We start from the raw sequence: 23,286 nt of genomic DNA on the forward strand, positions 1-23,286 counted from the left end.
GATGCGTCAGTCCGGATCGCCCGGTTGGTCATAGGGCGACTTCGCGTAGGGCGACTCGTACAACCTGTCGCTGCGCCATACGTCGTCGGCGGGTGCACTGACCACTTGCGGGCGATGCGGCCGCCCCGGCACGAGCGGCCGACGCAGCATGCCACGGGCGCGCGTGTCGGGCTGGACGGTGGCGCTGGCGGCGGGACGCCCGAAGGCTGGCGTCGCGGCCCCGGAGGCGGTTGCAGCGGGATCGGCGGCGTCGCTTGTCGCGGCGGCTTGCGCGGAACGTTGCAGCGGTGGCGGCGGAAGCCCCGCCGACGATGCGAACACCGGCGCGTCGGCCGGGACGGCGGGCAACGTCTGCGCATTGACGGCGCAGGCAATGCCGGCCGAGACGATGCAGACGAGTGACGAAAGCAACGAAGAGCAGTTCATGACGAATCGTACGGAATGACGTGCGGTGTAGAGGGAGGCGCGGCACTGCGATGCGAGCCGCGCCGGCAAGCGTAATACCGGAACTCGCCGCGTTCGGCGGGTTACCACACAGTTTTGGAAGGGCACGATGTCAATCACTACGCAACCCGAATCGACGCCAGGGACGCCGCGGCCACGCGTGGCCGGCACCCGTCGCGCACCGTGGCTGTCGCGCATGGCGATCGTGGCGGCCGCGTGCGCGTTGAGCGCATGTGTGCTGTCGCCGGGCATGACGTATCGGGCGCCTGCCGACCGTGACGCGAATGCGCGCGTGAGCGCCGATGCGTCGGGCTCGGGCGGCCTCGACGGCGTGCAGAACGTGTCGAGCGAGGAGCTGATCGAAATCACGCCGGCATTCGTCGCGCAACAGCATGCCGGGCAGCATGCCAATGTCGACGCGGAAATCCGTCAGCTGTTCGGCAAGCCGAAGCCGTACGCGATCGGCCCCGGCGACGTGCTCGGCATCGTCGTGTGGGACCACCCCGAATTGAACCTGCCGACGACGCAGACGACGGGCGGCGGCGACGGTGTCGGTGCCAGTTCGGTTGCGACCGGCTACACGGTCGACGCCAACGGCAACGTGCAGTTCGCGTATGCGGGCCTCGTGCACGTGGCCGGGTTGACCGAGGCGCAGGCGCGCGCGCTGCTGACGAAGCGGCTCGGCGAATACGTGCGCAAGCCGCAGATCGCGCTGCGCGTGCAGACCTATCGCAGCAAGCGTGTCTATCTCGATGGCGAGGTGCGCACGCCGGGCCTGCAGATCGTCAACGACATGCCGATGACGCTGCCCGAGGCGATCGACCGCGCGGGCGGCTTCACCCCGACGGCCGACCGTTCGCAGGTCTCGGTCACGCGCGGCGACAGGACCGTGAACGTGAGCTTGCCGGCGCTGATCGCCGCGGGCGTCAACCCGTCGAACATCCTGCTGCGCGACGGCGATCTCGTGCGCGTGCGCGCGGCGAGCGACGCGAAGGTGTTCGTGCTCGGCGAGGTGTCGCGGCCCGCGACGCTGACGCTGACCGACGGCCGGATGAGCCTCGGCGAAGCACTCGGCGACACGGGCGGCGCGAGCCAGTACACGTCGGACGCGCGCCAGGTGTTCGTCGTGCGTCGCGGCCCGGACAACCGTCCGCGGGTGTACCACCTCGACGGCAGTTCGCCCGCGTCGTTCGCGCTGGCCGACCAGTTTCCGCTCGAGCGTCGCGACGTCGTGTTCGTCGATGCGTCGCCGCTGGTGCGCTGGAGCCGCGTCGTCAACCTGCTGATTCCGTCGTCCGCGCAGGGAGCGCTGACGGCCAAGGCGATTTCGCCGTGACACTCGTGACCCATTTCGTCATCGCGACCGCGCGTCGCGCCTACGGGACTGATGCCGTATGACTTCTTCGACCCTGCCCGACCCGCACAGCGGGCCCGCCCTGCGGCCGTCCTATCCGGTGCGCCGCTACTGGGGCATGCTCTACGGCGGCCGGCGCCTGATCCTCTGTACCGCGCTCGCGGGCGCGTTCATCGGCGCCGTGTATGCGCTGTGTGCGGCCCCCGTCTACCGGACCGACATCCTGTTCCAGGTCGAGCAAAGCCCGACCGACTCGAAATCGACGTCGCCGACCGGCGATCCGTCGTCGGTGTTCGACCTGAAGACGGACGCGTCGACCGAGATCGAAGTGCTGAAATCCCGCGCGGTGCTCGATCGCGCGATCGACAGCACCAACCTGGCCGTCGACGCACGGCCGCACTATCTGCCGCTGATCGGCTGGCGGTTCGTGAACGCGGCCGACGGGGTGTCGTCGCCGTTGCCGGGCGGCTACGTGTACGGCGCCGAGCGCATCGACGTGCCGACCTTCGACGTGCCCAAGCGCCTGCTCGGCAAGCGATTCGCACTGACCGTCGGCGACGACGGCGCCTACACGCTGCAACGGACCGGCTGGTTCGGCCGAACCGGCCCGGCATGGCAGGGGCGCATCGGGCAGCCGCTGCATGTCGAGACGGCGCAGGGGCCACTCGACATCTTCGTTCGCGGCGTGGCCGGCAAGCCCGGCGCGCGCTTCGACCTGACGCGCTACAGCGACGAGGAGGCGACGGCCTGGCTGCAGAAGAACGCGTTGATCTCGGAGCGCGGCAAGCAGTCGAACATGGTCGGCGTGACGCTCGACGGCACCGATCCCGTGCACGACAGCCGTGTGCTGAACGCGATCGGCGACGCGTACCTCGCGCAGAACACGCAGCGCAAGTCCGAGGCGGCCGACAAGCTGATCCGCTTCATGGACGCCCAGTTGCCGCAGCTCAAGGCGCAGCTCGAAAAGGCGGAAAGCCGCTTCAACGCATTCCGGGCCTCGCACGGGACGGTCAATACGAGCGACGAGGCGCTGGCGTTGCGCCAGCAGTCGGTCGACATCGAGACGCGCGTGCAGACGCTGCAGCAGCGGCGCGAGGAATTGCTGACGCGCTTCATGCCGAAGCATCCGGCCGTTGTGGCCGTCGATGCCCAGCTCTCCGACGCGCAGCGTTCGCTCGACACGACGCGCAAGCAGATTCAGCAACTGCCTGCCGTCGAACAGGGCGTGCTGCAGCTGCAGCGCGATGTGGCCGTCGACACAGCGCTGTACACGAACCTGCTCAATACGCGCCAGCAGATGATCCTCGCGCGGGCCAGCAAGACCGGCACCGTGCGGATCGTCGATACGGCGAAGGTCGCCGAGCAGCCGATCGGCCCGCATCGCGGGGTCGCCGTGATCGCCCTGCTGCTGGTGGGCCTGCTGGCAGGCGCGGCGATCGTGGTCGTCCGGCAGCGGATCGTCGGCACGATCGGCGATGCCGAGGAAATCGAATGGACGACGGGGCTGCCCGTGTTCGCGACCGTGCCGCACAGCCCGGTCGCGGCGCAAGCGGAGTTGCGCCCGAAGGCCGGACGGCGCGGCGCGCGCGCGCCGGTTCCGCGGGTTGCCGTGCAGGACGCGGCGCTCGAAAGCCTGCGCAATTTCCGCGCGGCGCTGCAACTGTCGATGCCGGACGCGTCGAATCCCGTCGTGCTGATCTCCGGGCCGACGACGGGTGTCGGCAAGTCGTTCGTCGCCGCGAATATCGCGTCGCTCGTCGGCGCGGCGAAGCGACGCGTCCTGCTGATCGATGCCGACCTGCGCAAGGGATCGCTGCACGAGCGGTTCCGCTACAGCCGCGCGCCGGGCCTGTCCGACGTGGTGGCAGGCACCCACAGTCTCGACGAGGCGATCAAGCGCGGCGTCGTGCCGGGTCTCGATTTCATCGCGATGGGCAGCGTCGTGCCCGATCCGGGCGAACTGCTGCTGCAGCCCGCGCTCGCCGAACTGATCGAGCAGCTCGCATCGCGCTACGACATGGTCGTGATCGACGGACCGCCGTTGCTGCCGGTGGCCGATGCGCTGGTGCTGGGCCGCCTCGCGGGAACCGTGTTCCTCGTCGCGCGCAGCGGCGTGACTACGCTCGCCGAGCTCGACGAAAGCGCGCGACGGCTCGAACACGCGCATATCGACGTGCGCGGTGTGGTCCTGAACGATTACAAGGGCGCGCCGGGACGGTACGACTACGGTTATACGGATACGAACACGCATCAGGCCGCGTCCGGGTATGCGGGGGTGATCGCGCCGCGGCAACGGGTGGAACGGGTGTCATGAACCGGCGAGCGGGCGGCGCAGGGGGCGGGCCGCGACAGCGCCCCGCGACGATGCGCAGGATGGCGCGCGTGCGCGATGCCGCGGGCGGCTATACGGGCTATTGGTGGGAAGATCCGGCGCGCCTCGTGCTGATGTTCATCCTGCCGTTGTACGGATTGCTGTCGCTCAGCCTGCTGGGAGATCAGAAGTCGATCGCGCGGATCTACTTCGACGGCTACTACACGTTTGTCGGCGCGCTGTTCCTGATGGTGGTGATGGCAGCGGCGTGGCTCGCGACGACCGAAGCGCGCACGCGACGAGGGCCGCCGCCTGCCGCCGTCGAACTGTCGCCTCGCGTGCTCGATTTCGTGTTCGCTCTTGCGTTGTTCGGCTATGCCTTGTTGCTGAGCGGCATCGTCACGCATCCTGCACTGCTGGTCGCGTTCGTCCGGGGTGAAGCGAATGCATATGACATGCTTGATCTGAAAGGGCGCATCACGGGCCTCAGCACGTTCACGCAGGCGACCGCACCGTATGTTGTCCTGTATTTCTATGTGTTCAGGAAACCGGTAAAGGGGCTGAATCGCTACAAGATCTACTTTGCCGTGCTCTCGGTGCTGACGCTGCTGCGCAGCTTCATCTTCGCCGAGCGGCTCGCGCTGATCGAAATGGTGATGCCGCTTGCGCTCATGGTCGTGCGATTCCGGCTCGGCGGCCGGTATTCGCGGTTGTTGACGTTCGGCCCGTATGCGGCGATCCCGCTGCTGTTCGGGCTGTTCATCGCGAACGAGTACAACCGGTCGTGGGAAGCCTATTACGTCAACATCTACGACAACCTGTTCGATTTCGCGCTCGAACGTCTCGGCCTGTATTACTCGACGTCGTTGAACAACGGCGCGGGAATACTGAGTGTGCTGGGCTGGGACCAGGGCCACCCGATGTTCACGTTCGACTGGTTGCTGCGCTTCCCCGTCATCGGCGCGACGTTGCAGCCGTGGCTCGATTCGGGAGACAGCATCAACCTGTTCCTGAACGGCTACGCCGATCCGGAGTTCAATAATCCGTCGGGGATTTTCGTTCACTTCTACGAGTGGGGCTGGTTCGGCTTGCTCGACGCACTCGTGCTCGGCTGGGTGGTCGGTCGCAGTTATGCGGGCTGGCGGAGCGGGAACGGGTTCTGGTGCTGCGCACACGCGGTGCTGTTCGTGTCGGTCATGGAAATCATGCGGACCCCGAACCTGTTCAGCGGACGGAATTTCGTGCCGGTCGTACTGCTGATCGCCGTATTCCACTGGTTCGCCAAGGCTCGGGCACGCGAGAATCGCGCCGCGGACATCGATCCAGTGTTGTCGCGATAACAGCGAGGGTCGTGCGGTACGGGGCATGCGACCACTTTGTAGATTGCCGGGTCCCAAAACCAATATTTCCCGGAGCCACCACTTTTCATGGCTATTCACAAGCAGAAGTTTGAAATTCTGGACGGGTTGCGCGGCATTGCGGCAATCAGCGTGATGTTCATGCATTTTCTTCAGGATCTGCCGATTCCGATACTGCAGAGCGCGTATCTTTCGGTGGACGTTTTTTTCATGCTGAGTGGATTCATCCTGACGCAGGCTTACGGCGAAAGACTGCGTCAGGAATCGTGGTGGGGCGAGTATTTGAAGCGACGAGTGATACGCTTGTATCCAATGATATGCATCGGGCTCACGATCGGACTCGTGAGCCTCGTCGTCATGCGTATCCACTCGTCGGCGGCGTATTCGTTGGGTAATCTGGCGGCAGCTTCCGGGCAGAACTATTTTCTCGTTCCGTATCTTGGTCGTTTCTCCGTGTCGGGCTTCGTCGGCGCGGCGAATCACGGCTTGCCGGCAGTCGATGACCCAGGGGTGTTTCCTCTGAATCCGCCTGCATGGTCGCTGTTCTTCGAGCTGTTCGCGAGTGTCGTCCTGATCGCGGCGTTCAGGATGAATGCGCGGAATCTGCTGCGACTGGCGTATGCATGTCTCGGCGCTTCCGTCGTGTATGGGTGGCTCGTGGGCCTCGACAACGACAAGCTGACCGTCATCCTGAATCAGGGTTGGTCGGCCGATAACTTCATCGGCGGATTCTTCAGGGTCGGCTACGGGTTCCTGCTGGGCGTTGCGATCGGGAAGATGCACGACGCCGGGCTCCCGGTCAGGCCGCACTGGTTTGTCGCCGGGCTCGTCAGGAACGACTACATGCTGTTTGTCGCTTTCCTGCTGATGGTCGTGTTTCCGACGTCGATCAAGGGAATCTACGCGCTTGCGGTGCTGATGTTTATCGCGCCTGCGCTGGTTTATCGGGGGGCCATGCTGGCTCCGAGCGGCAAGGTGATCGCACGTATCAGTGCATTCCTCGGCTGGATATCGTACCCGCTCTATTGCGTGCATTATCCGATCGGAAGGCTGGTGTTCGCGTATGCCCCGCATGGCGACATCCACGTCGTCAGAACGGCGATTCTTGCCGCGGGCGTTTCGATCGTCGCCGCTGCCGTTCTCGCGAAATTCGTCGAGGAGCCGATCAGGTCGTATCTCGGCAAGCGCCTGTTCGGAAATCGACGGGCTGCGGCCGGCAGCACGGTCAACGTTGCGTAACTGCGCCGATTTGCCGAGCATGCCGGCCACCGGTGGCGCGACCGCGTGAAACTGCGCGTCTCGGCCGGGGCGCCGGGCAGCGCATGAGGGCAGGGCGTGTCGATCCGTTCCTTTCCGGATGACCACACGCCGCGATCGCCCTACAGTGACTCGAAGATCTCCTTCATCATCTCTGCGCTCCGGCTCCAGCGATATTTCTCCGCGTGCAGGCTTCCTTTACGTTTGAGTTCGGCCCTGAGCTCAGCGGAATCGAGCAGGCTCCGCAACTTCTGCGCGATATCGTCCTGCGAATACGGATCGCAGTACAGCGCCGCATCGGCACAGACTTCCGGCAGTGCGGCCGATTTGCCGACGACCGCCGGACAGCCATATCGCATCGCCTCGAGCGGCGGTATCCCGAAGCCTTCATAGATCGACGGGTAAAGGAAGCAAGCCGCGTTCTGGTATAGCGCCTTCAGTTGCTCGTCGCTGATGTAGCCCACGTACTTGATGTTCGGTTCGGCCGCCGAGAGATGATCCTGCTTGCCGAACACGGTGGTGTTTTGCATACCGACGATCACGAGATCGACGGACGGATCGTTGATCTGCCGGAACGCCGCGATCAGCCGGCCGAAGTTCTTGGTAGGGTTCATGCTGCTGACCGCGAGCACGAACCGGTCCGGCGTCAGCGCGTGCTTGTCGAGCACGCTCGTGTCCGGTTCCAGGGCATCGAGATGGTCCGCACCAAGTGGCACGACGCTGATCTTGTCGGCGGAAACGCCGCAGTGATGCGCGAGGCGATCCCGCGAGAAACTGGAGTTGGTCAGCACGCAAACGGAGGTTCGCGCGAGAATCCAGAACATGATCCGGTACCACATGCGAAACGGCCGGGAGAAATGCGCGGGCGTGTCGAACACCGCCGCGTCGTGCATGTAGATGATCTGGTTGCCGATGAAAATGGATGCCGAATTGCTGAGATTGACGATGCAGCCGCGGCGCGCGAACAACGGGAGAACCAGTTGCTCCCAGACCACGCCCTTGTAAAACCCCACCTTGACCGTCTTCGCGCCGCTTATCTCGACGCCGGGCTGCGGCGGCACCAGCACCGTCACCGGCTCCTGCGGCTGAAACTTGATCAGTGCGGCGATCAGTTCACGCGCGACGCGTTGCACGCCGGTTGTTTTCTGCGTCGTGAATCGTCCGTTGTATACGAGTTGCTTCGATTTCTTGAAAGCGGTCATGTCGATAAGGGAATGTCGAAATCGGAATCAGGCTTTGACGTGATCCGGTACAACCGGCTTGAAGTCGCGCGTGTCGACACGCGGCTCGTCGGTGTCGAGTCCGTAAAGACCGCGCCACTGACGGAAGATCGCGTTCATCGAAAATCGCTGAATCGCCCGCTGCCGGGCAGCCGCACCCATTTCCTCGCGAAGCTGCCGGTCGTCGCGGAGCAGGCTCAGATATGCGGTCATCTCGTCGGCGTTCGACGCGACGTAGCCGGTCACGCCGTGAATCACCACGTCGCGATTGCCCACGACGTCCGTCACCACGGCCGGTATGCCGGCGACCTGCGCTTCGATCAGCGCGACCGGCATGCCTTCCCAGCGGGAAGTCTGGACGTAGATGTCCAGTTCCGATGTCAGCGCGAGCGCACGAGCGCGAGTTACCCAGCCGCTGCAGACGACGGCGCGGCGCTGGACGGGATCCGGAATCTCGGCGGCGTCGCCGCCGATCCAGAGAAACTCGACGTCCGCGCCATGCAGCTCGTCGGCGAGGCGTACGAATGCTTCATGATTCTTCTGGAACGACGCGCGACCGCTCATCCCGATGACGACCTTGTGATCGTCGCGCGTTCGACGCGGTGGAATCTCCGCCGCATTCACGCCGTTTTCCACCAGGACCGCCGACTTCGCCCGGACCTTTTCCCTGATCTCGGCGAGTTCGCTGCCCGAGCACGCGACGATGGTTCCGCCGATATGCGCCGCGATGCGTTCGAAGTTCAGGTAGGCGTACTGCTTCATGCGCGATACGTCGCGGCGCAGGAACGAGAGTCCGTGCGGCGAGTAGAGGACCCTCGCATCCGGGGCGGCGATCCGGGCAGCGACTCGCCCCAGTACGCCGGCCTTCGACGAGTGCAGATGAATCGCGGTCGGCTTGCAGTCGCGCAGGTTACGGACCAGCGAACGCAAGCTCCGCAGGTCCTGTTTGATGCTCACCTCGCGCGCCATGTCGACGTACGTGAGCTTCACGTCGGGCAGGAACAGCGTTGAAAAATCGGTCGGGGTTTCCGGTCGGATCGAATGCAGCACCGTCACGTCGACACCGGTTGCCGCGGCATGGTTCGCGAGATGGGTCAGCATCGACAGCACGCCGCCGCCAAATGCCTCGGCAATATGAACGATCTTTTCTTTGGTCATCTTCGGGTCCAGCGATCCGATCGCACATTCATCGCCCATCGTGACGATGAGCAGCCTGAAAATCGTGCGGTCTCGGTGTCCGGTTCGTTAAACTATGCATTCCTGATTGTTAAATGCATGGCAGTCTTGGCCATTGGATCCTGCTGTCGCGGTCGCATGTGTGAGCTGGCGAGGCGGCCCGGTGATTCCGGCCGATGCAATATCGGGTAGACGTTGCCGACGCGCACCGAACACGACGCAGCACGAAGCATCCATGTCGCGTTCTACGTGGCGGCTAGATTCCTCGGAACATCGGATGCCGGCGTTCGACTACGACGACTGGAGACGAGAACGTGGCGAAATCCGGTCAGTGCGCGTGAATCCACTGGTCCGGATCATTGTGCAGCGCATGCGCGACCCGCTGGGTGCGATGGCTTACCGAAGGCGCGATTCGGCGCCGGAAGCGCTGGTCCCGCGCTGCTATCGAGCGTCGGCGCGACGACCGGATGACTTGCGCACGCGTGCGAGAGGGTTGGAGATGTAGCGAATCGCGCGGTTGCTGAGCGTTGCTGACGGCAGCAGGCACGCGAGTGACAGCCCGGCGACGGCCACCTTCTTGGCAGGACCCCAGAACGGATTGCGGAGCACGGTTTGCCAGTAGCGCCCGGATTCGCACAGGAACCAGCGCCAGCGCCGCACGAGCGGCGCGTGATATAGGGTGCTGGCGAAGCGGGCCTTTTCGATCGCGAAGTCGAGCGGCGCGATCGGTAACGCCTCGTGCAGCCGCGTGCCGGCGATCATGCGCAGCGTCGACCACCGGCGTTCAGCCTTCTGCGCGCCTGTCGCGGCGTCTTCCGAATTGGTGAGGGCAAGGGCTGGCGTGCCGTCGGCCGGGCGCGTATCCGGCTGCTGATGCACGCGATAGCCGCCGAGCGTTGCATCGATCATGTGCACGTTGCCGAGCAACGCGATACCGTAGATCGCGTAGAAGTCGGCGCCATGCAGGTTGTCCGGGGTGACGGGCACCGGAAAGATGCGCTTGAGCGCATCGACCCGATATGCGTTGCCCGATGCTGGCGGCGACGGGTACAGCCAGCCCGCGCGCAGCAGGCGGCCGCAATCGGTGTCGACGGCTGACTGCGGCACGCTCGCCCCGGTCATCGCACCGTCGCGTGCGATCACGTCGAGCCGGAAATGCACCTTCACGAAATCGCCGGACGCGAACGCTGCCAGCACGCGGGTCGCGGCGTCGTCATAGAGCAGGTCGTCCGCGTCGAGCAGAATGACGTAGCGCGTCGTGACGTGCTCGAGCGCGCGGTTGTATGCGGCGACCTGACCGCGATTCTCCTGAAACACCGCCGTCACGCGCTCGCCGTACGAGCGAATGATGTCGCACGAATCGTCGGTGGAACCGTCGTCGACAACCAGCACGCGTACATCGTGCGCGGTCTGTGCGAGCGCCGAATCGATCGCGTCGCGCAGGTACGCGCCATGATTGTAGTTGCAGATTGCGATGGTCAGGTCGGTCATGAACGGGTGCTGAACGAGCGAAGGGCGGGCGATCCGGGTGCGGCGCGCGTGGTGCTCTCCCGGGCGCACTGCACGTCGGGACCACGCCGCCGGATCGGGTGCGGCCGGTGCCTTTGGGCGATGCCGTAGCACGGTCGCGTCGCGTGATGGCCATGATACGCGTCGTCGATCGGCAGTCGGTTCGCGAGCCTACCGTTCTGCGATTCGCTTCAAGGGAAGCGCGATGGTCAACGGCACGCGAGATCGCGCCGCGAGAGCGGGGTGCATTGGTCTGTTGACGCACCGAAACCCGGCTGTTTCGAATGGTCTAATCGAACGTATCTTATCGCCCGCTTTTGGCGGTATCACGGGCAGGCAACCAGGCCGGCATGCCAGCCGACGCGCACGAAGTCATTCGAGGGAGCAGATTCGATATGCGTAGATCGCAAAGCCCGTTTCTCGCATGCGCGGCGATCGCCGGCATGTGCATGGCAGGCGGCCCGGCGTGGCCGGGTAGTGCCGTGGCAGCAGTCGGTACGCCCGCACCGGGCGCGCTTCATGCGAACGTACCGGACGCGTACGTTCGTCCCGCCGCGGACGCGGGGGATCAGACCGACACGCTGCAACGTGCGCTGGACGCGTTGCAGCCGGGCCAGCGACTGATATTCGCGCCGGGGCGGTACGTGATCGGCCGCTCGCTGGTCGTGCGGCAGCCGAATGTGGTGTTGTCGGGCTACGGCGCGACGCTGATCGCGACAACTCCCGACGACCAGACGATCGAGATGCGCGGCGACGGTACGACACTCGTCGGCTTCCGGCTCGCGGGAACCGGCACGACGCGGCTCACGACGCCCGCGTCGACGAAGGTCGAGGTAACGGGGCGCGGCGTGCAGGTGCTCGACAACGTGGTCGACGGCGGCGCCGGCGCCGGCATCTTCGTGTTCGGCGGCGCGGACGTCGCGATCGTCGGCAACGAGGTGCTGTCGACGCTGGCGGACGGCATTCACATGACGCACGGCTCGCACAACGTGCTCGTGCAAGGCAACGTCGTGCGCGGCACCGGCGACGACATGATCGCCGTGGTGAGTTACCTGGCGGAAGGCGTGCTGACGCGCAACGTGCTGATTACCGGCAACTCGCTGGAGGGCAATCCGTGGGGCCGGGGCATCACGGTGGTCGGCGGTGCGAACGTCACCATCTCGAACAACATCGTGCGCAACGTGCAGGTGAGTTCGGGGATTCTCGTCGCGCAGGAAGACAGCAACCGCACCGCCGGCTCGTCCGACATCCGCATCGAGCGCAACTCGATCGCGGATATCCAGACCGCGACGGGGCGGCCCGATCCGCGCCCGATCACACAGCAGGCTGCGATCGAGGTCAGCACGTGGTCGGGTTCGGTGTCGCGCGTGACCGTGATCGGCAACCGCGTATCGCACGCGCGATTCGACGGCATTCGTCTGTGGGGAAACGTGTCCGGCGTACGTATTGCGGACAACCAACTGTCAGAGATCGGCGGAATGCCGGTCCGGATCGACCCTGCGCACGATTGCGCGGCCGGCCGGTCGGCGAAGGCATCGGGAGGGCGAGCGAAGGGCACGCCGTGTGCGGCCGTGCTTGAGTCCCTGTCGGCCGCCGATGACGCGGTCGGCGCGGATACGTCGTTGTTGCCGCGCGTGCGCGAGTCCGTCCGGCAGGCGCGTTGGTCGCAAGGCGGAATCGACTGATGGTGCGTCGCGTGGGACGCTGGTTTGCGGCGACACGCGGAGAACGTGCCGCCGCCGCTTGATCGCGCGGCGGCGCCCGTCATCGTCGCGCGCGCCGCCGCGATCGGCACGCGCCTACCGGATGACGCCGCGTTCCGCAACTTCCTCGTCCGGTTCGCGCGAGGCGAGCGACGCGCGCTGCGGCGCGGTCTCGACAACCGGCCGCCCGTACAGATCGTCGAACCGCACGATATCGTCTTCGCCGAGATAGTCGCCCGACTGCACCTCGATGATCTCGAGCGGAATCCGGCCGGGATTCTCGAGACGGTGGACCTCGCCGACGGCGATATAGGTCGATTCGTTCTCGCTGAGCAGAAAGGTTTCGTCGCCGCGCGTGACCTTCGCGGTACCGCGCACGACGATCCAGTGCTCGGCACGGTGATAGTGCATCTGCAGCGACAGCCGCTTGCCGGGCTCGACGACGATCCGCTTCACCTGGAACCGCTCGCCGAGATCGATCGAATCGTAGTGTCCCCACGGCCGCTGCACCTTGCGGTGTTCGCTTGCCTGCGGGCGCTGCTCGGTCTTCAGGCGCGCGACGATGTTCTTCACGCGCTGCACGTCGTGCTTGTTCGCGACCAGCACCGCATCGGGCGTCTCGATCACGACGACGTCCTTCATCCCGACGCACGCGATCAGCCGGCCTTCCGAGCGCACGAAACTGTCCTGCGTATCCTCGAACACGATCGGGCCGCGCGCGACGTTGCCCTGATCGTCCTTCGGCATGATTTCCCAGATCGCATCCCAGGTGCCGACGTCCGACCAGCCCGCGGAAAGCGGGACCACGATGCCTTCGATGCCGAGTTCGGGGCTCTGCGCGAGGCGTTCCATGACCGCATAGTCGATCGAGTCGGACGGACAGGCGTCGAAAGCCGCCGCGTCGATTCGGAAGAACGGGTCCTCGGCGGTGCCCGCGCGCCATGCCGCGTCGCAGGCCGCATGGATGTCGGGTGCGAGCGTCCCGATCGCCTTCAGCCAGATCGATGCGCGCGTGATGAAAATTCCGCTGTTCCACCAATAATCGCCCGAATGCAGGTAGCGTTCGGCGAGGGCGGCGTTCGGTTTCTCGACGAACCGCCCGATTGCATAGCCGCCTTGTCCGCCGCGGCGACCGGTGCGCGGTTCGCCGACCTGGATGTACCCGTAGCCGGTTTCCGCGCGGCGCGGCAGCACGCCGAGGGTGACGATCGCGCCTTCCTGTGCGTAGCGCGCCGCGCGTCCGATCGTTTCCTGGAATGCGGCGACGTCGCCGATCACATGATCGGCCGGCATGACCACGAGGATGGGGTCGTCCGCAAGCGCACTGGCGTCGAGCGCCGCGAGCGTCAGCGCAGGTGCCGTATTGCGCGCGGCCGGTTCGAGCAGGATACGGGGAGGCGCCGCGCGCCCGAGCACCTGAGCGGCGCTCATGATGCGATGCTGTTCACCGCATACCAGCAGCAGCGTGTCGCCGAGTGCCGCGTTCGCGATGCCGTTCAGGCGGCGCGCGGTCGACGACAGCGGCGATTCGTTCGAGGTCAGCTCGATCAACTGCTTCGGATACTGCTCTCGCGACAACGGCCAGAGGCGCGTGCCCGAACCGCCGGCGAGAATGACGGGCAGGATGCAGGGCAGCTCCGGTTCGGGAACCGGGCGAAGGGTGGCGCTCATCGATTGACTCCGGTATCGGCGGACAGCCGGTTGTGTGCGCAGCCGTCGACGCGCGCGTCCTCGTCTCGCGATCGCGGCGCGGAGAGGCTCCGCGACAGGAGCTGGCGCAGCGCGCCGGCGGCGCGGCCTGCCGGCCGGACGAGACCGACGAACGGCACACCCTGTTCCAGATAGGGGCCGTAAGCCTTGCGGAATCCGAAACGCTTGTAGAAAGCCTGGCGCTGTGCGGGCACGTGCGTGCGCACGGACACGTCGGGCCATGCGGCTTGCGCGGCCGTGAGCGCGCGCTGCATCAGTTGCTCGAGGGTGCTGTCGTCGCGACATGCCTCGCTCGTCAGTACCTTGTCGATCACGACGTCCGGATCCGCGTCGTCGCCGGGGAGCACGCGCGCGTAGGCGACGACTTCCGTCGTGTCGCCCCTGTGCATGCACGCGAACACGTGCAGCGCATGCGCATCCTTGCCGTCGATGTCGAGATGCGTGTACGCGTCCTCGACCACCAGCACCGCGTTTCGCGAGCGCAGGATTGCGTAGAGATCGATGGCGCTCAGATGTTCGAATTCACAACAATGCCATTCCATGATGCTGTCCTCGTGTGAAGCCTTCAGCACGCCGGGCCGCATCAACGCGTTCGTTGCATGCGGCCCAACGATATCCATGATGCGGATGCGGTGCGCGGCGGTCTGTTCGAAAGCGTACTCACGCTCCCGTTACTCCTGATTCGCGGGGCCGATGCCGCGAAACGGGACGCGTGCCGCGATTGGGGCAATGTGCGGTAGCACACGGTGGCCGTATGGCGGCTTTCCCATAATTGACGCATCGCGACGGCCCGCTGCGAAACGCGCAGCGAGGTCGTCCGCATCGAACGAGATTGAAGGACCGGGGGCCTTGCTTGAAGATTGAGATCGTTCATGGCGGTCAGGTCGCGCATCGCGATCGGCTGTCGCTCGCACACCACCGTCTACCGCATCGCCGATTTCCTCGCGGTGCGCGCATCCTTCATCTGGCCGCGATCATTTCGCCCTGCCGGCCAACACGCGCATACTTGCCATTCCGCGCTGCCCAACTCTTTTGGCGCTGCGCGCGGGCTTGCGCCAGCGCCGAGCCTGTCGCATCGGCATGCCGCCAGCGACCGGAGGTGGCGCGACAGGCACGGACCTCATGCTGCATCGCGACAGGAGACGGACGATCCGGCCGGCCGCTTCGTTACGATGTTGTAACGGGCGCGCCCGGTTCGCCCGCGTTCGATGTGTCACGCCGGCGTCGCGCTGGACGCGCGATTACCGACGCACGAAACATGTTGTCCGGACTTTTTGTGCGATTCAGGCGAGAATCGCGGGCAATGAGAGGCACCGATCTTGCAGAAAAGTGGGATTTGCCACTGATTGACAGGAATGGTCGTAGATAATCAAATCTGAGTCGCTAAATGCGCGCCGCGACGGCGGAGCGGCAGCGTAATGGCCTGAATTGTTATTTATCTTTTGGTAACAAGGCCATCTCGATACGGGGTGTAAATTCAGGAGCAGATGAAATGAGGTCACCATTCCGGAAGCGGGTTGGCGGCCATCCGGTTCAGCATCGGGCGCGACTGTCGTGTACGACGCGACGCAAATGCGGACGAAATTTCCGTTTGCCGACGTGCTCCGCCTGACGGCGCGTCGCATGAAAGCCGGAACGCCTCGGCTCCCGTGGCCGCGCGTTCCCTTCGAGTTCGATGACAACGAGGCCGGATAACATCCGGCTCGACCTCCGGGGGCTCTCGCCTTGTGCAGTTTCGATCTTCGCCAAAGCTGCGGAAACGCAGTAGGGACAGGCGGCCATGCGCCGCCGACCGCAGCGCACGCGAACGATTCGCGGAGTGGAGAAAGTGATGGTTCGTTATGAATATGCCAATAGCGCGCGATAACAGCGCAGGCGGGGGGAGGACTACCGTGCAGCGTCCTCTGATTTACTGGACCCAGTCGCCGTCCGTCATGCTGCGCAAGGAGCTTGCTCGGCGCGACTGGAAAGTGACGGTCGTTGCACACGCAAACGAATTGCGCGACACCTCCGGCGAAATCACCTGCGGCATCCTCGACCTGAGCGGCGGCCATGCTGACGCGATCGGCAGCATCGCGTCGACTTGCGCGTCGATGCGCGATGTCGTATGGGTCGCGCTCGTCGAAACCGGCCAGACGGCCTCGCCGAACGTGCGCGCACTGTTGCGCGACTATTGCTTCGACTACATCACGTTACCCGCGTCGCACCAGAGAATCGCCGATACGGTCGGCCATGCGTACGGAATGGAATGCCTGTTCGCGCGCGATCGCGAAGCCCTCGAATCGCGGGAGCACGGCATCGTCGGCACCTGTAGCGCGATGCTGCGGCTGTTCGATACGGTGCGGCGCTTCGCGCGCACCGACGCACCGGTGTTCGTGTTCGGCGAAACGGGAACCGGCAAGGAGCTGACGGCCGTCGCGATCCATCGTCATTCGGAACGGCGCAACGGCCCGTTCGTCGCGGTCAACTGCGGTGCGATCCCGCCCCACCTGCTGCAATCGGAACTGTTCGGCTACGAGCGCGGCGCGTTTACCGGCGCGAACGCACGCAGGATCGGCTACGTCGAGGCCGCGAACGGCGGCACGCTGCTGCTCGACGAAATCGGCGACCTGCCGCACGAGAGCCAGGCGAGCCTGCTGCGCTTCCTGCAGGAGGGCGCGATTCATCGCCTCGGCGGCAGCGATCCGGTGCCGGTCGACGTGCGGATCGTCTCCGCGACCCACGTTGATCTGCGTGAAGCGATGGAAGAAGGGCGTTTCCGCGCGGACTTGTTCCACCGTCTGTGCGTGATGCGCATCGATCAGCCGCCGCTGCGTGCGCGCGGCAAGGACATCGAGCTGCTCGCCCATCACATGCTGGAACGCTTTCGTGGCGACGCGCGCCATCGTGTGCGCGGCTTCTCGACGGATGCGATCACGGCGCTCTACAAGCACGACTGGCCGGGCAATGTCCGCGAACTGATCAACCGAGTGCGGCGCGCGGTCGTGATGACGGAAGGGCGCCTGATCACCGCGCAGGACCTCGAGCTCGAATACTGTCTCGACGCCGCGTCGCCGTCCGTTGCCGATATCCGCAAGTCGATCGAACGTGAAGCGATCGAATCCGCGCTGCTGCGCACGCGCGGACGCGTCGCCGCTTCCGCGCGCGAGCTCGGTGTGTCGCGTGCAACACTCTATCGCTGGATGGAAGCGTACGGAATCGAGCGGCCGCGCGGCACGGGATCGTCGGACTGACGTGTGCGGCGCGGCCGTGCGACTGTGTGTGTGGTCCCGGTCCCGGTCGCGTCAGCCGGCCAACGCGGCGCGCACGGTTCGTGCGGCGTTGACCGCGCGGATCTCGACGGTCGGTGGCGCGCCGGCGGCCGGATGGTCGCCGGCGTTATCCTGCGGCACGAGCGCGACGCGTGCCGGCGTGCCGGGCGCGAGATCGAACCAGTCGTCGCGCGGCACGAAGCCCGGTGCGTCGATCTGCACGTGACGCGCGACGTGGCGCGTATCGATGTCGACGTGCCACGTGTCGCCGGTGCGCGACACGCATGCCTCGATGCCGGGTTCGCGGCGCGCGAATACGGCCGGATGGGTGCGGGACGGGAAGTAGAAGGCCTGCGACAGAAGCGTGCCGTCCTCGGCGCGCAGCGTCGCGACGACGGTATCGTGCTCGCACGGGCCGAAGCGATACGCGTAGGTCCAGTCGAAGAAGCGGCCGAGCAATTCGGCCGAATCGAGCCGCACCGTGCCGTGCGCGGCGATCCGGAGCGGCCCGCCGGCCCGCGCGACCGGCGTGCGGCCGTCGCGCAGCGCGACCAGCTCGACGGCTGCCGACAGCGGCGCCGGCCGCTCGTTGATCACGTGCACGTCGAGCCCGTTCAGCCCTTCGTCGACGAGCAGGACCTGCACCGGTTGAAGTACCTGGCGCAGCGCATACCATGCCGATTTCGGCCGATGCGTCGCATCGAGCAAGCCCCATCCGGCGCCCGCCATCACGTCCTGGAACTGCCAGACGAGCGCACCCGCGCAGCGTGAGCCGGTGCGCCGCCATTCCGAGAACGTGTCCCGCATCAGGTCCGCGATCACCGCGCGCGACAGCTCGAAGTAACGCGACGGGTCCTCGCGCCGCAGGCGGTCGGGTGCCACGTCGTACAACGTCTGCAGATAGTGATCGCGAATATCGTCGAAATCCCACGACGTGCCGGGATCGCGCGGCACGGCCGCTTTCCAGCGCGGCTCGTGTACGCCGGGCCAGCCGAGGCTTGCGAGCATCGCATCGCACGGCACGTTCGCGAACGCGAGGCATTCGCTTGCGAAGCGCACGTCGGCGCGGCGCGCGTCGTCGAGCGGGCGAAGGTACGCGCCGACGCCATAGTAGTGCGATACGCGTTCGCGCGGCATGAACGGCAGCACGCCGCCGTCGGGCGAGTCGGGGACGTAAAGCGCGTCGGGTCGTCGCTTCGCCACATGGCCGGCGAGGCGCTCGGCGGTCAGTTCGAGGAAGCGCTGTTTGGGCCCGAGCCCCGACATCGCGGCCTGCTGCGCGATCTCGCTGCCGCCGCACAGCACCGCGAGCGATGGCGACGCACGGTGGCGCGTGAGGAACTGTTCGACTTCGCGATCGACGGCGTCCGCGAACGCGTGATCGTCGAGCGCGTAGTCGAAGTTCGCGAACATGAAGTCATGCCAGACCAGCAGTCCGAGCCGGTCGCACCACGCGTGGAATGCGTCGGCCTCGTACGCCATCGTGCCGCCGACGCGAATCATGTTGAAGCCTGCGTCGCGCGCGTGTCCGAGCAGGCGGCCATAGGTTGCGTCGTCCGCGTGCAGTGCGAGCGGCGCAGCGCTGCTCCAGCAAGCACCGCGCGCGAACACGCGCACGCCGTTCACGCGCACGCCGAACCCTTTGCCGTCGTCGCCCGCGTCCTGCTCGATCGTGCGAAAACCTGTCGCGCCGAGCGGCCGTCGGTCGGCGCCGATGTGTAATGCGACGTCATAGAGCACCGGTTCGCCGTGCGTGTGCGGCCACCAGCGGCGCACGTTCGGCACCGCGACGCTCGCGTGCAGGCGGCTGACGCCGCTGCGCTCGAGCGTCGCGTGGTGCTCGCCGCACGACAGCCGGGCCGTGAACGCCTCGGGCAGCGGTCCGGCGAACGCGAGTTCCGCGTCGAGCCAACCGGTGTCGCCGTCGATCCGCGCATGCAGGTCGCAATGAACGAGAACGGGGCCGTCGGCCGGATCGAGCACGTCGACGGGCCGCCACGGTCCGGTCGGCACGCAGCGCGGAAACCAGCCGGGCATGTGTCCGAGCAGCGACGTGCGAACGGTGCGCAGCGTCGCCGGTTCGGCCAGGCGCGTGCGCCAGCGTGCACGCCGCGGTGCGCGCACGTCGCGCAGGTGCGGCGCGAGGGCGCGGAAGCAGACGGTCAGCCGATGCGTGCCGTCGAGCGACACGGGCACGTCGTGCGCGACGAACATGCTGTCCGAGCGCAGGATCGGCGTGTCGTCGAGCCATGCTTCGGCGAGTGTCGCTAGGCCGTGAAAGCGCAACACGCGCGGCCCGTATCCATGCAGTTCGACGCGATACCAGTGGTCGCGCTCGGCGAGCGACGCCGTGTCGTCGGGCCGTCCAGCCAGCGAGAGCGCTTGCGCGACCGTGCCGGGGACGGGGGCGGCGACCCAGCCGTCGGCGGGAAGATCGAGCGGCCCGCGCGCGGCGCCCGCGGCCGTGGCGAGCATCGACCACGCGAGCGCGGCTGGGGCGCGCGTCACCGCATCAACGGCACGGGGGCCGCGTCGCCGCGAACGGGTGTCGCGTGCTGAAGCGGCGGGGTGATCTGCCGCGCGCAGTCGATCAGGTCGGCGTAAGCCGCTTCGATCGCTTCGAGCGTCGCGTCGCCGCGCTCTTCCTTGCCGCGCGCGCAGGCCCGCGCCAGCCGGAACTCAAGCACCATCGCCTCGGACGCGATGCGGTCGCAGGCGATGCGAATCTCGGCGAACGGTCCGACGCAGCCACTTGCCTGCAGCCAGCGCGCGTAGTGGCCGAACAGTTCGAAGTTCGCGCCGAGTTGCCGCACCGAATTGAACGAGTACGCGTGGAACCGTTCGAGCGGGGAGACGGCGAGTGATTTCGCATCGATCTGCAACTGGCGCCGGAACATCGTGACCGGATTGACGACCGGCAGGCGGCGCAGATGGCGCTGCAGCGACGCGAGCGAGGCTTCGCACAGTGCGCGCTCGTCAAGCGGCGCGAAACGCCGCTTCGCGCACTCGACGTAAGGCGGCAGCGGCATCGGCGAACCGCCGCCGACGAGGCCGTCGTAGTCGATATCCTCGGCCACGTAATAGCCGCTGTTGTGGAAGTAGCCGATCTGGCGGCGCGTGCGATCGATCGCGTCGATACCGATCGTCGTCTTCGTATGCTGCGTGCGGTAGCTGCTGCCGCGCGTGTCCGGCAGGAACCACGCGTCGACTTCGACGATCATCAGGTGACCGCGCGCGACCTGCGTCTCGATGTGCTGGTCGAGCGGCTCGTAGATGGAGTGTTCCTGCACGACGATTCCGTAAAGTCGCTCCAGTTCGTCGTGCGGAAACTTGAAGAACGTGAACTGGTCGCCCTCGAAATCGAGTGCGATCGTAAACGGCAGTGCCGCGTACGGATTGAGGCCCCACCACCGGAGCACCTCGAGCCACATGTCGACGTAGCAGTTGGTCTGCTTCCAGACCATCTCCTGACTGTGCAGCGGGTGCGGCCGGTAGTGGCGTGCGCGGTGGCGCACGTCCTCGAACGACGCATCCTCGCCGTCGCGGGACACGAATTTCATCGCGTACCCCACAGCACGTCGCGAACGTCGGCAGGCCATGCGTCGATGTCGAAACCATGATGACGGAACAGCGCGAGCGTCAGCCGCTCGAGGCCGAAGCCGACACAGCCCGTGTGCGCGACGTCACCCGTTGCAGTGCGGATGTCCCACAGCAACCCGAAGTGATCCATGTGGTAGTTGAAGCTCAGGCACGCGGTCTGGCGATCGTCGTGCTCGATCGGGATCAGAAGCTCGAACTTCAGGTTCTGCTCGCGCTGGCTGTTCGCGACGATCTTGCCGCCGCGCCCGAAGAACGGATCGTTCGCGAGATCGATCGCGTTCGGCAGGCGCAGCGCCTCGATCATCCGCGTGCCGCGCTCCATCCACGTCGCGCGGAACGCGACGATCTGCTCGGGCGTGCCGATCTGCACGTATTCACGCATCCGGAACAACTGCATGCGGGTCGGGTCGAGCGACGGCTCGTGGCGGAAGCAATACGAAAACACGTCGACGATGCGGCCGTGGTCAGGCAGTGCACCCGCGCGCGCGACGACCGGATAGACCGGGTAGCAGGCGGCCGGCGTCATCACGACGTAAGTCGGCTTCTGGCTTTCGGTCCAGTCCTCGCCGCGGTCGAGGCACTGCAGCACGCGCTGGTGACGCTGTTCGTCGCCGCAGAACGCGTGCACGCTGCCCGCGAGTTGCGGGAAGCTCTTCATGTATTCGCTGCGCTCGAATTCGGTGCGGCTCATCGCCGGCGGGAAGCGCAGCACTTCGGCCTGCTGGTCGGCGCCGAGGCGCGTGACGAAGGCGTCGAGCGCCTCGACGACGCGCTCGAACCGTTCGCTGCGGCCGAACAGGCCCTGGATGCCGGTCGACACGAGCAGGCCCGCATCGATCAGCTCGTCGCGCAGCGGATTGACGCCCGCGCGGTCGAGCGGCGCGTCGGACGGGGTGGCGGCAGAGGGCACGGACAGGCGGTCGTTCACGAATGGATCTCCAGCGTCGCGGGACGCAATGCGAGCAGCAAGCTCGCGGTATTGGCGGCAATGCGGTCGTTGCTGATCATCAGCGGCGCCGCGTGCAGGTCGCGCAGATGGCGGCCGATGCTGAACGGCGTGCCGTGCTTGTAGCCGGCCATCCCGCAGATCATCATTGCCTGCTGTGCGACTTCGAGCGCGGTCGACGACACATAGGTCTTCAGCGTGTTGATCTCGGCAGCCCAGGCCATGCCGGCCGACCACGAGCGGGGCGACGCGCTGGCATAGAGGCGCAGTACGTTGTCGACGCGGGCCTGCATCGCCTGCATCAGCGCAAGCGATTCGGCGATGCGCCGCGACGCGGGCGACGGCGCGCCGTCAGTCTGGCGCGCCTGCGCGCGGAAGAACTGATGCGCGCGATGGAACGCATCGCCGGCCACGCCGATCCACACCGCCGCCCACAGGATGTGCGAAACCGGCACCATCGTCTGTTCGGCGATCTGCGCGAACGGCACGGGCAGGCATTGCTCGGTCGCGCCGTGTGCGTCGAGCACGAAGCCGTTGCTGCACGTTCCGCGCATGCCGAGCGTGTCCCATTCGCCGCGGCGCGTGAGCGTATAGCCGTCGCGCAGCAGGGTAACGAGCACCTGGTCGGACGCCGGCGCGTCGGCGTCGCGCCGCGCGGTCGCGAGGATACCGTCCGCATAGTCGCCGTACGAGATCGTCGGCGCGGACTTGTGCAGCCGGAATTCGCCGCCGTTGGTCGCGAGCGCGCACTGGCTCGCGCGCAGGTTGCCGCCGACGCCGTCTTCCGACGTCGCCGACGCGAGCAGCCACTGATGGCGCACGAGCTGCTGCAGGAACAGCTTGTGCCAGCCCTGGTCGGCAGCGTGATTGACGATGCAGGCGACCTGGATCTGGTGCATCGCGAACACCATCGCCGACGATGCGCAGGCCTGGCCGAGGATCGAGCATGCCGATGCGATGTCGGCCAGCGATGCGCCGGCGCCGCCGAGCTGGGCCGGGACCATTGCGCTCAGCAGGCGGCGCGCGCGCATGGCCTCGATCGCTTCGACAGGGCAGCGCGCGTCGCGATCGACCGCATCCGCGTGCTGGGCGGCGATTTGCGCGACCGCGCGCGCGGCCTCGTCGAGCCGGCGTGCATCGTCGTCGGCCGCGAGTTCGGGAAGCAGCGCGCTCATGCGGAATGCTCGGAGCGTTGCAGCGTAGCGATCGTGTCCGCGAGCGCGTCGATGCTGCGGAACAGATTGCGGTTCAGCATCTCGTCGGGAATCTCGATGTTGAACTGCTTCTCGATCGCGAGCATCAACTGGATCGTGTCGAGCGAGGAGAGGCCCGCTTCGTAGAGGTCGTCCCCGTCACCGATCGAATCGATCGCGGCTTCGAGGTGGGCAACGTGCTTGAGGATGGTTCTGATTTCGTTTTTCACGTGCTGCTCCGGCGTGTGTGATGT

The 23,286-nt window shown here is 66.2% G+C and carries 17 protein-coding genes; 6 read left to right on the top strand and 11 right to left on the bottom strand.

From position 1 onward, the window contains the following. Positions 1–6: 6 nt before the first annotated feature. The gene (locus DIE08_RS00645) at positions 7–426 is read right to left on the bottom strand and encodes a hypothetical protein (protein WP_124900673.1); all 420 of its coding nucleotides are present in this window, start codon (positions 424–426) and stop codon (positions 7–9) included. A gap of 127 nt (positions 427–553) precedes the next feature. Here DIE08_RS00645 and DIE08_RS00650 point away from each other — a divergent pair, with 127 nt between their 5' ends. The 4 genes from DIE08_RS00650 to DIE08_RS00665 all read left to right on the top strand — a co-directional run bounded on the left by DIE08_RS00650 (position 554) and on the right by DIE08_RS00665 (position 6,706). After that, positions 554–1,780 (top strand): polysaccharide biosynthesis/export family protein, encoded by a 1,227-nt coding sequence (locus DIE08_RS00650; protein WP_124623635.1) that lies wholly within the window; start codon positions 554–556, stop codon positions 1,778–1,780. Positions 1,781–1,838: 58 nt separating this feature from the next. Further along, complete coding sequence (locus DIE08_RS00655) at positions 1,839–4,112, top strand: polysaccharide biosynthesis tyrosine autokinase (protein WP_124900675.1); 2,274 nt, start codon at positions 1,839–1,841, stop codon at positions 4,110–4,112. Next, positions 4,109–5,449, top strand: a complete 1,341-nt coding sequence (locus DIE08_RS00660; RefSeq protein ID WP_124900677.1) for an oligosaccharide repeat unit polymerase — start codon at positions 4,109–4,111, stop codon at positions 5,447–5,449. Before DIE08_RS00655 ends, DIE08_RS00660 begins: the two co-directional genes overlap by 4 nt. An 87-nt stretch (positions 5,450–5,536) precedes the next feature. Then, on the top strand, positions 5,537–6,706 hold the full coding sequence (locus tag DIE08_RS00665; RefSeq protein ID WP_124900679.1) for an acyltransferase: 1,170 nt from the start codon (positions 5,537–5,539) through the stop codon (positions 6,704–6,706). Positions 6,707–6,846: 140 nt separating this feature from the next. Here DIE08_RS00665 and DIE08_RS00670 read toward each other — a convergent pair whose 3' ends face one another. The 3 genes from DIE08_RS00670 to DIE08_RS00680 form a co-directional block, all read right to left on the bottom strand. Beyond that, positions 6,847–7,926, bottom strand: a complete 1,080-nt coding sequence (locus DIE08_RS00670; RefSeq protein ID WP_124900681.1) for a glycosyltransferase family 1 protein — start codon at positions 7,924–7,926, stop codon at positions 6,847–6,849. A 27-nt stretch (positions 7,927–7,953) separates the two neighbouring features. Further along, positions 7,954–9,102, bottom strand: a complete 1,149-nt coding sequence (locus DIE08_RS00675) for a glycosyltransferase (RefSeq protein ID WP_059599327.1) — start codon at positions 9,100–9,102, stop codon at positions 7,954–7,956. A 459-nt stretch (positions 9,103–9,561) separates the two neighbouring features. Next, positions 9,562–10,611 (bottom strand): glycosyltransferase family 2 protein, encoded by a 1,050-nt coding sequence (locus tag DIE08_RS00680; protein WP_124900683.1) that lies wholly within the window; start codon positions 10,609–10,611, stop codon positions 9,562–9,564. A 413-nt stretch (positions 10,612–11,024) separates the two neighbouring features. Here DIE08_RS00680 and DIE08_RS00685 point away from each other — a divergent pair, with 413 nt between their 5' ends. Continuing rightward, positions 11,025–12,314 carry a nitrous oxide reductase family maturation protein NosD gene (locus DIE08_RS00685; protein WP_124900685.1) on the top strand — a complete coding sequence of 430 codons (1,290 nt, stop codon included), beginning with the start codon at positions 11,025–11,027 and terminating at the stop codon, positions 12,312–12,314. A gap of 114 nt (positions 12,315–12,428) precedes the next feature. Here DIE08_RS00685 and DIE08_RS00690 read toward each other — a convergent pair whose 3' ends face one another. Beyond that, positions 12,429–14,003, bottom strand: a complete 1,575-nt coding sequence (locus DIE08_RS00690) for a mannose-1-phosphate guanylyltransferase/mannose-6-phosphate isomerase (RefSeq protein ID WP_124900687.1) — start codon at positions 14,001–14,003, stop codon at positions 12,429–12,431. Next, entirely contained in the window at positions 14,000–14,584 is a 585-nt protein-coding gene (locus DIE08_RS00695) for a drug:proton antiporter (RefSeq protein WP_124900895.1), read from the bottom strand. The genes DIE08_RS00690 and DIE08_RS00695 overlap by 4 nt, the downstream gene beginning before the upstream one ends. 1,299 nt (positions 14,585–15,883) lie before the next feature. On the opposite strand from DIE08_RS00695, the gene DIE08_RS00700 reads away from it, so the two are divergent. Further along, positions 15,884–17,275 (top strand): sigma-54 dependent transcriptional regulator, encoded by a 1,392-nt coding sequence (locus DIE08_RS00700; protein WP_059599264.1) that lies wholly within the window; start codon positions 15,884–15,886, stop codon positions 17,273–17,275. Positions 17,276–17,326: 51 nt separating this feature from the next. Here DIE08_RS00700 and DIE08_RS00705 read toward each other — a convergent pair whose 3' ends face one another. Genes DIE08_RS00705 through DIE08_RS00725 form a run of 5 tightly spaced genes read right to left on the bottom strand, consistent with a single transcriptional unit; the run spans position 17,327 to position 23,262 of the window. Then, complete coding sequence (locus tag DIE08_RS00705) at positions 17,327–19,801, bottom strand: glycosyl hydrolase 2 galactose-binding domain-containing protein (protein WP_124900689.1); 2,475 nt, start codon at positions 19,799–19,801, stop codon at positions 17,327–17,329. After that, the gene (locus DIE08_RS00710; protein WP_124900691.1) at positions 19,798–20,853 is read right to left on the bottom strand and encodes a DUF1839 family protein; all 1,056 of its coding nucleotides are present in this window, start codon (positions 20,851–20,853) and stop codon (positions 19,798–19,800) included. Before DIE08_RS00710 ends, DIE08_RS00705 begins: the two co-directional genes overlap by 4 nt. Next, entirely contained in the window at positions 20,850–21,821 is a 972-nt protein-coding gene (locus tag DIE08_RS00715) for an amino acid--[acyl-carrier-protein] ligase (protein ID WP_059599267.1), read from the bottom strand. Before DIE08_RS00715 ends, DIE08_RS00710 begins: the two co-directional genes overlap by 4 nt. Next, on the bottom strand, positions 21,818–23,014 hold the full coding sequence (locus tag DIE08_RS00720; protein ID WP_059599268.1) for an acyl-CoA dehydrogenase family protein: 1,197 nt from the start codon (positions 23,012–23,014) through the stop codon (positions 21,818–21,820). The genes DIE08_RS00715 and DIE08_RS00720 overlap by 4 nt, the downstream gene beginning before the upstream one ends. Beyond that, positions 23,011–23,262, bottom strand: a complete 252-nt coding sequence (locus tag DIE08_RS00725; RefSeq protein ID WP_047903457.1) for an acyl carrier protein — start codon at positions 23,260–23,262, stop codon at positions 23,011–23,013. Before DIE08_RS00725 ends, DIE08_RS00720 begins: the two co-directional genes overlap by 4 nt. Between the last annotated feature and the right edge of the window lie 24 nt (positions 23,263–23,286).

It is taken from the genome of Burkholderia sp. Bp9004, assembly GCF_003858025.1.
Taxonomy (GTDB): Bacteria; Pseudomonadota; Gammaproteobacteria; order Burkholderiales; family Burkholderiaceae; genus Burkholderia; species Burkholderia diffusa.

Excerpts from the sequence above, each read along its gene's own strand:
- DIE08_RS00650 (WP_124623635.1), top strand. The coding sequence starts at position 554 with ATGTCAATCACTACGCAACCCGAATCGACGCCAGGGACGCCGCGGCCA.
- DIE08_RS00700 (WP_059599264.1), top strand. The coding sequence starts at position 15,884 with ATGAATATGCCAATAGCGCGCGATAACAGCGCAGGCGGGGGGAGGACT.
- DIE08_RS00695 (WP_124900895.1), bottom strand. The coding sequence starts at position 14,584 with ATGGAATGGCATTGTTGTGAATTCGAACATCTGAGCGCCATCGATCTC.
- DIE08_RS00670 (WP_124900681.1), bottom strand. The coding sequence starts at position 7,926 with ATGACCGCTTTCAAGAAATCGAAGCAACTCGTATACAACGGACGATTC.
- DIE08_RS00645 (WP_124900673.1), bottom strand. The coding sequence starts at position 426 with ATGAACTGCTCTTCGTTGCTTTCGTCACTCGTCTGCATCGTCTCGGCC.
- DIE08_RS00720 (WP_059599268.1), bottom strand. The coding sequence starts at position 23,014 with ATGAGCGCGCTGCTTCCCGAACTCGCGGCCGACGACGATGCACGCCGG.
- DIE08_RS00680 (WP_124900683.1), bottom strand. The coding sequence starts at position 10,611 with ATGACCGACCTGACCATCGCAATCTGCAACTACAATCATGGCGCGTAC.
- DIE08_RS00675 (WP_059599327.1), bottom strand. The coding sequence starts at position 9,102 with ATGACCAAAGAAAAGATCGTTCATATTGCCGAGGCATTTGGCGGCGGC.
- DIE08_RS00665 (WP_124900679.1), top strand. The coding sequence starts at position 5,537 with ATGGCTATTCACAAGCAGAAGTTTGAAATTCTGGACGGGTTGCGCGGC.
- DIE08_RS00685 (WP_124900685.1), top strand. The coding sequence starts at position 11,025 with ATGCGTAGATCGCAAAGCCCGTTTCTCGCATGCGCGGCGATCGCCGGC.
- DIE08_RS00660 (WP_124900677.1), top strand. The coding sequence starts at position 4,109 with ATGAACCGGCGAGCGGGCGGCGCAGGGGGCGGGCCGCGACAGCGCCCC.
- DIE08_RS00690 (WP_124900687.1), bottom strand. The coding sequence starts at position 14,003 with ATGAGCGCCACCCTTCGCCCGGTTCCCGAACCGGAGCTGCCCTGCATC.
- DIE08_RS00710 (WP_124900691.1), bottom strand. The coding sequence starts at position 20,853 with ATGAAATTCGTGTCCCGCGACGGCGAGGATGCGTCGTTCGAGGACGTG.
- DIE08_RS00655 (WP_124900675.1), top strand. The coding sequence starts at position 1,839 with ATGACTTCTTCGACCCTGCCCGACCCGCACAGCGGGCCCGCCCTGCGG.